The sequence below is a fragment of the Peribacillus sp. 05N428 genome, assembly GCF_056397085.1.
The window spans coordinates 19224-27852 of record NZ_JBFTMS010000052.1; the positions used below are offsets into that span (position 1 = coordinate 19224).

Consider the following 8629-nt stretch of genomic DNA (forward strand, 5'->3'; position numbering starts at 1 on the left):
TTCCCTCTCATTTCTCTCTCCCCCCTATGGTAGCTAAACGCATAATAGTTTCCTGTGTAGCTTCTTCCTTCGAAAGCTCGCCTGTTAACCTTCCTTCACTCATGACAAGTATTCGATCACTTACCCCCAATACTTCAGGAAGTTCAGATGATATCATTAAAACGGCCAATCCTTCATCTGCAAGCTTTGAAACAATCTTGTGGATTTCAGTCTTGGCACCTATATCAACCCCTCGTGTTGGCTCATCCAGTAGTAATACCTTTGGTGCAATTGATAGCCACCTAGCGATCACTACCTTTTGTTGATTCCCACCACTTAAGTTTGATACTTGCTGTTCTGGGGAAGCTATTTTTATATTTAAGTCTTCAATATATTGGTTAGCGCTTTCATTTGCTTGCTTCCAACTAACAATTCCTGCTTTAGCGTGTTTTTTCAATTCAGCCATTATGATGTTTTCTTTTACGGACATTGATAAAAATAACCCTTGTTCTTTCCTGCTTTCAGGTACATGTGCAATCCTATTAGCAATAGCATCTATTGAGGATTTGATTTTAACAGATTTACCATCAACCAATATTTCGCCACTTTTCAACTCGGACAAACCGAAAATGGCCCTAACCAATTCTGTTCTGCCAGCACCAACAAGCCCCGCTAAACCAACAATTTCACCTGGGTAAATTTTTAAAGATACATTCTTTACAATTGTGTTATCAGAAACATTTTTCAATTCAAGTACAGGTGAAACTTCCTTTGGATTTTTTGTGCCAAAGGCTTTTGACCGATTAAACAAGTCCTTTAAATCCCGTCCTACCATCAACTTTACGAGATGATCAGGATTTGTCTCTTCAATCGGCCCACTTGCAATCCATTCGCCGTCACGTAATACAGTGAACCTATTAGAAATTTTAAAGATTTCTTCCATTCTGTGAGAGATATATACAATGGCAACTCCCTGCTTTTTCAAATCATCAATAATTTCAAACAGCTTTTTTATTTCTTTATCTGTTAAAGAGGCGGTTGGTTCATCCATTATGAGTACCTCTGCATTAAAGGATAATGCTCGGGCGATCTCGACCATTTGTTGTTGAGCAACACTTAAGGTCGAAACCAATTGGCGTGGATTTAGATTCGACCCCATTGAATCTAACACCTCTTGGGCACGTTCATGGACCTTATCCCATTTCACCATTCCTAAACCATTTCTAGGAAAGGTGGAACCCATTAAGATATTTTCACTTATTGTTAAATTAGGAGAAAGGTTTAACTCCTGATGAATAACACTAATTCCTTTGTTCCTTGCATCAGTAGGGTCCTTCCATAAAATTGGTTGACCTTTCAAGTAGATTTTCCCACCATTGTCATCAGGTGTATGAATACCTGCGAGGATTTTCATGAAAGTTGACTTTCCAGCGCCATTCTCTCCCATTAATGCATGTACTTCACCTGGATAAAGTTCAATTCTCACATTGTTCAATACGGTTACACTCGAGAATGTCTTACCAATCCCTTCCATATTCAACACTGGCTTTTTTAGACTTTGTTGGCCTTTAAGGGACATTTCATTCACAGCCATACCTTTATCTCACCCCTTATATTGATTTGAATCGGCTGATTAAAGGAGGAATCCTTATCAGCCTATGAAAGATTCTTACCAACCTTGGTAAGAATCTAATGTATCTTGAGTTACAATCTCAACTGGAACTTTAATAAGCTCCTCAACTTTTTCATCATTTTTCACTTTCATTCCGATTTCAACAGCTTTTTTGATCATGTTACTAGGTGACTGAGCTGAAGTAGCAGCAATTGTACTTCCTTCCTTTGCCATTGCTTCTGTGGCTTCAGGAGCACCGTCCACTCCGACAATGAAAAATTCATCTTTACGATTCGCTTGCTCTTGAGCAATTTCAACACCAATTGCTTCTGGATCATTAATCGCAAATACAGCGTCAATAGAGCCTGATGAATTAGCTTGTAAAATACTTTCCATCACCGTTAATGCCTTTTCGCGATTCCCTTCTCCATTTTGCTTCGCGATTACTTTAATTTCGGAATCCTTTATTGCATCTTCAAATCCTTGAATACGATCAGATACAGCCGAAACAGGAGGTCCATCAATAATAACTATTTTTCCTTTTCCATCTAATTTTTCAATCACATATTCTCCGGCCAGTTTACCAGCTTGATAGTTGTCTGAAGTAACAGTGGCATCGACACCACCTTCAGCATTGGTATCTACAGCAACTACTGGAATATCAGCCGCTTTGGCCTGTTGAACAGCTGCCGCAATTCCTTTTGTATCAACAGCATTTAAAAGAATGATATCTACCTTTTTCGTAATAAAGTTTTCAATTTGAGCTGCTTGTTTGGCTAAATCATATTCAGCGCTTTCAACTAGAACTTCAGCACCTAATTCTTTTCCTGCTTCTTCAGCACCTTTAGCCATGGAGACGAAGAAAGGGTTTGCTAAACTACCCACCGCTACACCGATCGTTAATTGTTTGTTACCTTTTTGTCCTTCGTTACCGTCTGTTGATCCATTTGATGATTCACTAGCCCCACTACATGCCGTCATCGCGGCAATTACAAACGCCAAAACTAGCATTCCTATTACTTTTAAATATTTCACCATATTAGTCCCCCCTAGTTTTTGAAGATGAAAATAATTAGCTACTGAACGAGAAATTGTTAACGCTCTCAATCTCTTAAACAAGATCACCTCCTTAAATGAATATTTTTGGTTGAAACAATGGAAGTATGGTTGATTTTGATAGTTTTTTCACATTGACTATTTATTGATAACGCTTTCATACCTTGTAAAACAATATAATTACCCTTTACACATTAGAATTACAATTGATTGATTTTGGTTGTTTTTGATTGATTTTGATTATATTAGAGCTGTTTGTAATTGTCAACGGTTCCAATTATTTCAAAAAATATATTGATAACATAAAATATTAAACGTTTCAAATGGAATGTTTAATACATGGAGCAGATTTTCCCTGATTGTTAATTGGTCACATTACAATAAATCAAGCATTCTTTATTATATTGATAAAACAAAGGGGAAAATTTTCAATAAAATAATTTCAGAATCTTCAAAAAAAGCTGGTATTCTAAATGTCTGAATCAGACAGTTTGAATACCAGCTTTCCTTCAACGATAGCAAATTTAGTTTTTAGTCCATCACAATAATTATCTCCGTTTTCTCCTTATATTTTCCTAGCGTTATTGTACCTTCTTCATTCGTAATAACTTTCGTCTGGTTTAAATCTGCAAACTTAGAAAATGATACTTCTCCAAATTTTGTATGATCTGCTAATACAAAGGCCTCACGTGACAAAAAGATGGCTCTTTCTTTTATTTGCGCCTCTTCTGGATCTGGGGTAGTCAATCCAAAATTATAATGAATAGCGTTCGCACCCATGAAACACTTATCAAACCTGTATTTTTTTATACTTTCGTATGCATAACGTCCAACTGTTGCTTTGGTAATCTTTTTAACAAACCCACCAATAAAATATGTACATATGTCATTTTCAAGTAATGCATCTAAATGACCAATTCCGTTTGTAATGACAACGATATCTTTTTGTCTTAAATGTTTGATCATCTGATACGTTGTTGTTCCAGCATCAAGATAAACACAGTCGCCGTCCAAAATTAGTTCTGCCGCATATTTTGCTATCTTAGCTTTTTCCTCAAGGTTCTGCGTTATTTTCTCAAACACACTTGGTTCGTCTCGTTTACTATGTAAAAGTGAAGCTCCACCATGTACACGTTTTAAGTAGTTCTGCTTTTCTAATTGATCTAGATCACGACGCAAAGTAGATTCTGAAGTATTTGTTAATTCTACTAGCTCATGAATCTTAACATTCCCCTTTTCTTTTAATAGCTTTAATATTAATTGATGCCGTTCCGTAATAAGCATGATATGATCCTCCTCCCATTACACTTCTATTTAAAGGTTCTTCGTGTTTTCTAGTTTAATTAATTTTAGTATATAGAATTTTGCAGTGACATGTGAGAACTATTAGGGTTCGCCCATAAGAAAAAGGAGCTGTTGATCAGCTCCTGGTAATGAAGTAAGCACCTGTTTGTTGAATAAACAATTTAAAATCCATTACCCTGGAATATTATTCTTATTAATTCAACAGCTCATAAAGTAAACGAAACCAACAAATATACTAAGACCTAAAGCTAAATTTCTCCAAAGTCCTTTCTCTCTAAGATAAGAGAAAGATTTAATGATTCCACATATCAGCAATACACGAAAAGTTGTTACTCCAGGGTCTAACCAATATAATTAAAGCAAACGAAATAACCCACCCCTAAATATTATTAACCACCCTTCTCCTCTAATTAATCGGTATTTTTTTATTATCGGATTATCTTCCCACTTTAAAAGCATAGAAAAAGCTGCCTTAAAAACAGCTCCGATCTTCAGCTAACGCACCCGTTACTTTAAGTAGATTATTTCACAATCATAGTAAGTTCCACAGAAAAAGGCATAAATCCTTCCTGCTGAATCAATGCCTTCACTTTTTGAAATTAACTTTACTATTATTTTTTTTAGTTAACATATAGCTTTGTTTTATCATTTCGTAAATGTCTTCCTTTGGAACAGTACCGTCAAGAATTATCGAATTCCAATGGTCCTTATTAAGATGAAATGCCGGAACTACCGAATGGTAAAGCTGACGCCAATAATCTAAAAAACCAGGTTCACATTTCACATTAATCCAAATATGTCCATCTTTTTCAAATATCCACGCAAACACTTTCTTGTTATCTATATGTCGCATTAACGTCCAATTCTTATCACGAAATGGATAATCTTCATATGTATTACCCATTCCCAAACAGTAACCGATAGCTCCCTCTCTATTTTTCATTGTTAACCTCTTCTCTAACATAATAACTTGCTAGTTTTTTAATAAAGCTGCATCCTTAATTATAACCCCTGGACGCTTTATTGCACTAACCTGCCCCTTTAGTTCCATAAGAAAAGTAATTCTCATTAAAGAATCGCGCCCTTTAACTGAACAACTCTATTACCACTAAAAAATTCCCTTGATCCATTTTTAAATTTCAGATGTACTTTATCTTTTGGACATAAAAACACCCCTTTAGAGGATATTATCCAAAGGGGTAAAACGGTGCAACTTTATTATAAACATCGTGACTTTATTTCAAAGCCACATCATGTTCCCTTTAATTCAGCTAAATAGTGTCTTACGGCACTTTCAACTAGTTCATAAACCGTCCTATCATGAATGATTGCTTGTATTTTTAGTTCCTTCATAAGTTCAACATCCATATCGAATGAAGAACGTTTTCTTATAACGTTGGTTCGTTCTATGGTTGGTGCTGATTGTTCGTTCGCTTGTTTGACCTGTTCTTTACCACTTTTTATGCCAACGTTAGAACGTTGGTTGGTATCGTTAATAGGTTCTTTATTTACATTAGTTGAAACTTTTCCTGCTGTTGCAAAGTCATAAATAAGCTGCTCTTGTACCGTTTTCTCGTCACCTTCACCAACAAAATACCAGCCTTTTTTGCCTGAATTTCTATACTCATAACCAGCTTTATTCAATGCTTTTCTTAGTGATTCTTCTGAAAGATGAACATCAGCCCTTTTGGCAATATTCGCTGATGTATCAGTTTTAATTAACTCCAAGATTTTACCGATTTTCATTTAGTACGCTCACGGGAAAACCAATACTTTGTTTTGATATTTCGATAAGTCCCAATGTCTTTGATCAGCTCGGCAATAAGATCATAACCGCAATATGTGTGCCTCAGCGTGCTAAATTCATCCAATGTGACATAATCATCACTCTTTAATTCAACGTGACACTCTCCACAACAAATCCCCATATCCAACACCTCCAACAAGTATATTGATATATTCGTCGAAACTTGGTGGCCATCCTTCTTTCGTACAAAAAACAGGTCTATTGACGGTCCTTTAATGTTTGTTAGTTTTTCAAAATTATCTAGACCTAATTATAAAAACCTTAATAAATAAAGGAGAGTACATATTAGCCATGTATAATATGCACTCTCCTTTTTCTTTTAGTGAACTAACGCAGAACCAAAAATAAAAAGTAAGAACTCCTTTATCTTTTTGGATTCCATCATTAAATCTTCATCGTAAAAAAGTTGCATGTTTTCATTTAAGGAGTGGTAAAAATTGATAATATTAATGCAAGAACAGTGAAAACCCCATATATATTTAGCACTGTTCTTATAGTAATTTCTTTCGTTTGTGGATTTTTTTTCCAAACTACTAATCCTCCCATTTTTCGTAATGCTTAAATGACCATACGAATAAACGGGAATAAATTTTATTAACAACTGGAAGTTAATGAACTATCCTGCCCCGTTAGTGCCATAAGAAAAAGCTGCCTAAAAGACAGCTCTGATCCTCAGCTAACGCCCACGTTAGTTGAAGATTGCAAAGTTATTTCCAACCTACAACATTTGAGAAAGTCTCATAATCACATCCAGTGATATACTGAAACTCTTTTCCTGTAAGCCTTTCATATGCTTCAGTTGCTATGGAAAGCAATGGTTCGAATGTATTCTCCTTAGGCATAAGTACAGGGTATTCTAGAACTGCATTGAAAAAGCCTTCTCCTTTAGCAATTACTTCACATCGAAGGTATAAAAAAACATCAGGTGAGAAGTAATCATCCTTGTTTTTACTGTATGAATATTCGCCTATGTTTTTTGCGTGTTCCTTTGTGTCTAATAAATAAAGTTTGTAGGACATCGCTTCTTCAAATTGCTTAATATTCCTTACTCCCATTTTCTCAAGCTCTCTAACAGCCACTTCTATAACTTCATCCTCATCATTAACTGACTCCCAATCTAGAAGAGAAATTATGTACCAAAAGGATTCATCTGTCATCATCTTTCTTGGTTTCTGCGGTTTTTCCATTAGTTGTTCAATCTTTCGCTCTTCCTCTAGTATTTCTTTCTCAAAGTTATCTCTGTCATTGATCCAACGCCACTCATAAAGGGCTTCCATACCTGTTGTTTCATCCCAGGTGCCACCATAATTACTTTGTCTCATTTTTTTAGTCCCTTGAATGTTCCCAATGTAAATAAAAGTTCCAGGAATTTTACCATCAAACCAACAAATTGCAGGGGCGTTTTCAAAATAAAAACGGTTTTGCAGAAGAGTTTTACTTAAAACATTATTTTCAATCATTGGGATAGTCTCCCCTATATATGGGGTGGTAACAAGAAGATAAGAGTTTCGATCACAGTTAACAATTCTTAATGCTCCATATCTCCCATCAGGGAGTTTTACCGCATATACATCCCCAATTGATACTGTTTGTTTTTTTATCTTTTTTTGATTCTCCAATTGCTCTTCCTCCTGATTTACAAAAGAGTAATGAATTATATGACATTACAAATGTTTATAAGAATCTTGATATGTGTATATCCATAGGTATATATTTCACCATTTAATTGGGGAATCCTTGTTGAACTAACTGCCCCGTTAGTTAATTAAGGGTGACTTTTTCACTTTAAATTGAATGTAGATTATGTAAAAAGTCGTACATTCAAATCGTGTAGCCAATTGGCGGCCAAACCCTATAAGTTAAATAGTATGTAGATTATTTTGTGTTATCAAGAGATGTCTTCGCAGATACGATTTACGCTCCATTTCTACTCTTTTTTGATAAATAGCATACTCCCTTACTTTTTTTAAAAATTAGCATTCTTGAAAAATCCACATATCCCCTAATAGCTTGTCCTATACAAGATAATTTTACAGACATATCTTGTTAAAGAGGACAAGGGGAGTATTATGGGCATTTATTTTTTAACTATTGAGGTTAGAACCCACAAGAGTTGAACCTAACTTTTCCAGTCCTTTACAATTTTTAAAGGAGGGATAGATATGTCTGGTGGAAATGGTGGAAATGGTGGAAACAACACTGCCTTGATCCTTGTGATTTTCATCCTACTAGTTATTATCTTAGTAGGATTTTAATTAATAAGTAAACGAAGGGCAAAGAGCTGACTCTTTTTTTGGAGTCAGCTCTTTGCCCTTTTACATTGCTATTCTTTATTTTTATTCTTGCCTTCACTTTCGCCTACAGTTTTATAAAGGCTACGTACAACCGGTAAGATTTCTAATACTTTATCAATATCCAAATTATTAAGGAAGCTTAAAGGATTAGGTTGCGGGACTTGAGACATCGAATACATAGCAGGTCCCGTTTCTATACCTTTCAAAAAGCTACGTGCAACCGGTAAGATTTTATCCAAATTATTAAGGAAGCTTAAAGGATTAGGTTGTGGAACTTGAGACATCGAATACATAGCAGGTCCCGTTTCTGTACCTTTAAAAAAGCTACGTACAACCGGTAAGATTTTATCCAAATTATTAAGGAAGCTTGAAGGATTAGGTTGTGGAACTTGAGACATCGAATACATAGCAGGTCCCGTTTCTATACCTTTCAAAAAGCTAAGTGCAACCGGTAAGATTTTATCCAAATTATTAAGGAAGCTTAAAGGATTAGGTTGTGGAACTTGAGACATCGAATACATAGCAGGTCCCGTTTCTGTACCTTTAAAAAAGCTACGTACAACCGGTAAGATTTTA

General features: G+C 35.4%; 9 protein-coding genes. 1 reads left to right on the forward strand and 8 read right to left on the reverse strand.

Going from position 1 to position 8629, the window contains the following annotated elements; translation table 11 throughout:
• Window positions 1-7 precede the first annotated feature (7 nt).
• From AC1DIV_RS26570 to AC1DIV_RS26600, 7 genes are all read right to left on the reverse strand, one after another.
• Window positions 8-1573, reverse strand: coding sequence for a sugar ABC transporter ATP-binding protein (locus AC1DIV_RS26570; protein WP_340877738.1), 1566 nt, complete (start codon window positions 1571-1573; stop codon window positions 8-10).
• Window positions 1574-1648: 75 nt separating this feature from the next.
• Complete coding sequence (locus AC1DIV_RS26575; RefSeq protein WP_340877740.1) at window positions 1649-2629, reverse strand: substrate-binding domain-containing protein; 981 nt, start codon at window positions 2627-2629, stop codon at window positions 1649-1651.
• A 549-nt stretch (window positions 2630-3178) separates the two neighbouring features.
• Entirely contained in the window at window positions 3179-3931 is a 753-nt protein-coding gene (locus tag AC1DIV_RS26580) for a DeoR/GlpR family DNA-binding transcription regulator (RefSeq protein ID WP_340877742.1), read from the reverse strand.
• Between the two features lie 607 nt (window positions 3932-4538).
• A complete protein-coding gene (locus AC1DIV_RS26585) occupies window positions 4539-4895 on the reverse strand; it encodes an MmcQ/YjbR family DNA-binding protein (protein ID WP_289351080.1) in 357 nt (118 codons plus the stop codon).
• 308 nt (window positions 4896-5203) lie between these two features.
• Window positions 5204-5698, reverse strand: a complete 495-nt coding sequence (locus tag AC1DIV_RS26590) for a hypothetical protein (protein WP_340877743.1) — start codon at window positions 5696-5698, stop codon at window positions 5204-5206.
• On the reverse strand, window positions 5695-5880 hold the full coding sequence (locus AC1DIV_RS26595) for a hypothetical protein (RefSeq protein WP_034306238.1): 186 nt from the start codon (window positions 5878-5880) through the stop codon (window positions 5695-5697). The genes AC1DIV_RS26590 and AC1DIV_RS26595 overlap by 4 nt, the downstream gene beginning before the upstream one ends.
• 586 nt (window positions 5881-6466) lie before the next feature.
• Entirely contained in the window at window positions 6467-7378 is a 912-nt protein-coding gene (locus tag AC1DIV_RS26600) for a DUF4240 domain-containing protein (RefSeq protein WP_340877744.1), read from the reverse strand.
• 543 nt (window positions 7379-7921) lie between these two features.
• On the opposite strand from AC1DIV_RS26600, the gene AC1DIV_RS26605 reads away from it, so the two are divergent.
• Window positions 7922-8014, forward strand: a complete 93-nt coding sequence (locus AC1DIV_RS26605; protein WP_340877745.1) for a sporulation protein YjcZ — start codon at window positions 7922-7924, stop codon at window positions 8012-8014.
• Window positions 8015-8082: 68 nt separating this feature from the next.
• On the opposite strand, the gene AC1DIV_RS26610 is transcribed toward AC1DIV_RS26605, so the two are convergent.
• Window positions 8083-8629, reverse strand: a 547-nt coding sequence (locus AC1DIV_RS26610; protein WP_477577745.1) for a hypothetical protein, incomplete at its 5' end; no start/stop codon positions are given.

Bases quoted from the DNA above. Each gene is read 5' to 3' on its own strand.
- AC1DIV_RS26570 (WP_340877738.1), bottom strand. From the start codon at position 1,573: ATGGCTGTGAATGAAATGTCCCTTAAAGGCCAACAAAGTCTAAAAAAG.
- AC1DIV_RS26575 (WP_340877740.1), bottom strand. From the start codon at position 2,629: ATGGTGAAATATTTAAAAGTAATAGGAATGCTAGTTTTGGCGTTTGTA.
- AC1DIV_RS26580 (WP_340877742.1), bottom strand. From the start codon at position 3,931: ATGCTTATTACGGAACGGCATCAATTAATATTAAAGCTATTAAAAGAA.
- AC1DIV_RS26585 (WP_289351080.1), bottom strand. From the start codon at position 4,895: ATGAAAAATAGAGAGGGAGCTATCGGTTACTGTTTGGGAATGGGTAAT.
- AC1DIV_RS26590 (WP_340877743.1), bottom strand. From the start codon at position 5,698: ATGAAAATCGGTAAAATCTTGGAGTTAATTAAAACTGATACATCAGCG.
- AC1DIV_RS26595 (WP_034306238.1), bottom strand. From the start codon at position 5,880: ATGGGGATTTGTTGTGGAGAGTGTCACGTTGAATTAAAGAGTGATGAT.
- AC1DIV_RS26605 (WP_340877745.1), top strand. From the start codon at position 7,922: ATGTCTGGTGGAAATGGTGGAAATGGTGGAAACAACACTGCCTTGATC.